The following is a 2,634-nucleotide window of genomic DNA, read 5'->3' as shown; positions in this document are numbered from 1 at the left end:
CGCTGTGCGGTTGTCGTCTACACCCCGGCTAGCTCCGCTAGTTCAGGGTCGTCGATATCGGCGATGTCCTCGGCGGTGACCTGGAGGACGCGGGCGGTGGCGATGTCGAAGAACAAGCCCGACACCGTGATACCGCGCTCGAGGACGGCGCGTCGGACTTCCGGGTGGGTGAGCAGGGTTTCCACCTGGACCGCGACATTCACCATGCTCAGCTGGTCGGTCTCGTCGAAACCGGCGGCAGCGGCCGCGCGGGCGACGGGGTGGCCGAGGCGGTAGCGGTCCAGGCTGGGCAGGGCGTGGCGGAGCCAGTCGCCGAGGCCGGGGCCGTCGGGTACGCCCGCGCGCAGCGCCTTCATGGCGCCGCACCCGGAGTGCCCGCACACCACCAGGTGCTCGACGCGCAGTTCCTGGAGGGCGAAGGTGAGGGCGGCCTCCAGGGAGGTGTCGCGGCCGTGGCCGGGCACCAGGTTGCCGACATTGCGGACGGTGAACAGGTCACCCGGACCGGTGTTGGTGATGACGTTCGGGACGATGCGCGAGTCGGCGCAGGTGAGGAAGAGCGAATGCGGAGCCTGGCCGTCGCGCAGCTCGTCCAGGTGCGGGCGCACCACGTGGGCGTTGCGACGGTGGTAGGCGGCGACGCCCGCGGTGATGGGGTTGCCTTCGGTGTCGCGCCACGGCCGCAGCACATCGTTCAGCAGACCGCGCGCATGTCCGCGTTCGGGCGGACCGGCCAGGGCACGGGCCATGTCCACGGTGCCCAGTTCCACGAATTCCACGGTGCCGCCGGTGCTTTCGTGCTGGTGCGCCCAGTCGTGGATGGCTTCGTAGGCGGCGTGGTCGAGGAAGTCGACGCTCAGTTCCAGCAGTACGTCGGCTCCGGCGGGCACCGTGGCCAGCTCCGAGGAGAGTCGGGGCAGCGCCAGGAAGGTGCAGGTGCCCTCGACCCGGACCACCCAGCGGTCGGCGTCCACGTGTTCGGCCGACACCACGACCCGCACCACGCGCCACAGCAGCAGTGCGAAGGCCAGGCCCAGACCGATCAGCACGCCCTCGAGCAGGTTCAGGAACACCACGCCCGTGACGGTGACCAGGTAGACCAGCAGGTCACCGGTGCGCTTGGCGAGTCGGATGTGCGCGAGTTTGACGAGCTGGATGCCGACCACGATGAGGAGGCCCGCCAGCACGGATTTGGGGATCTGCTCCACGACGCCGACCAGGGCCACCGAGAAGACCAGCACCCAGATGCCGTGCAGCAGGGCCGAGGCCCGGGTGCGCGCACCGGCCTGCACATTGCTGGCCGAGCGCACGATCACCCCGGTCACCGGCAGCCCGCCGAGCAGGCCGGAGGTGGTGTTGGCCACGCCCTGGGCCACCAGTTCACGGTCGAAGTTGGTGCGCGGGCCGGTGTGCATCTTGTCCACGGCCACCGCGCACAGCAGGCTCTCCACGCTCGCGATGAGCGCGATGGTCAGCACGGCGAGCACCACCGCACCCCAGTTCCCGCTGGGCATCTCGGGCAGGCCGATGGCGTCGAAGAGCGAGCCGCTCAGCGCGATACGCTCCACATCGGCGGGCACCACCAGCGACAGCAGGGTGCCGACCAGCACGGCCACCAGCGGTCCGGGCACCACGCGGATCTTGGCGGGTAGGTACTTCCAACCCAGCATGATGGCGATGACCACGCCGCCGATCAGGACGTCGACGCCGTGCAGGTTGAGCAGCTGGGCGGGCAGCCCGGTGATATTGGCCAGGGCCGAACTCTGCGACGATCCGCCCAGCAGCACGTGCACCTGCTGGAGGGCGATGGTGATGCCGATACCGGCGAGCATGGCGTGCACCACCACGGGCGCGATAGCGAGGGCGGCGCGGGCAATCCGGCTGAGGCCGAACAGGATTTGCAGCACCCCCGCCGCAGCGGTGATGAAACAGGCTGTCTTCCAGCCGAATTGGTTGATGGTCTCGGCGACCACCACGGTGAGGCCCGCGGCCGGGCCGCTGACCTGTAGGGCGGAGCCGCCGAGCAGGCCCACCACCACGCCGCCGACCACGGCGGCGATGAGTCCGGCGGCGATGGGCGCGTCGGAGGCGACGGCAATGCCGAGCGAGAGTGGTAGGGCGACCAGGAATACCACGAGTGACGCGGGCAGATCGTGGCGCAGCAGGGATTGCCAGCGGGATTCTCCGGAACTCTGCTGCGAGGCAGTGTCGAGGGACATACTTCTCCTTCACCAGGTCTGACGAGGGTGACCCGGACGATGTCGAACAAGGGCATCGAGGAAAGCGGTTTGCGGGCGACGTTGACCACAAGATCGCCGGGAAGTGAAGGCAAGGCTAAGGGTAAAGACTTAGCAAAGCCTGAGAAAACCTGTCCACCAATGAAAATGGTGCGTGAACGCCCTGTATCCACGCCCGCCCCGCTCACACCGGCTGCGCCGAAACCCGACGTCCGACGTCATCTATCTCGGCGATGCCGTCGACCGTGATCTCCACCACGCGCGCCGTGGCGATGTCGAAGAACAGGCCCGACACGACCACGCCGCGCTCCTCCACCCCGCGCCGGACGACGGGGTGCGCGTGCAGCGTCTCGAGCTGCACCGCCACATTCACCATGCCCAGCTGATCCACCGGACC

Annotated in this window: 2 protein-coding genes; both read right to left on the bottom strand. The window is 68.8% G+C overall.

Annotation, left to right across the window (positions count from 1 at the left end):
- Positions 1-17: 17 nt before the first annotated feature.
- Complete coding sequence (locus QK444_RS35365; protein WP_282786355.1) at positions 18-2,219, bottom strand: bifunctional SulP family inorganic anion transporter/carbonic anhydrase; 2,202 nt, start codon at positions 2,217-2,219, stop codon at positions 18-20.
- A 202-nt stretch (positions 2,220-2,421) separates the two neighbouring features.
- Positions 2,422-2,634: hypothetical protein (locus QK444_RS35360; protein ID WP_282786353.1), on the bottom strand; the 213-nt coding region annotated here is incomplete at its 5' end.

The organism is Nocardia sp. CC201C, from assembly GCF_030010695.1.
Taxonomy (GTDB): Bacteria; Actinomycetota; Actinomycetes; order Mycobacteriales; family Mycobacteriaceae; genus Nocardia; species Nocardia otitidiscaviarum.
This window is presented reverse-complemented; position numbering and strand designations above follow the sequence as displayed.

Coding starts and splice junctions, on each gene's coding strand:
- QK444_RS35365 (WP_282786355.1), bottom strand. CDS start 2,219: ATGTCCCTCGACACTGCCTCGCAGCAGAGTTCCGGAGAATCCCGCTGG.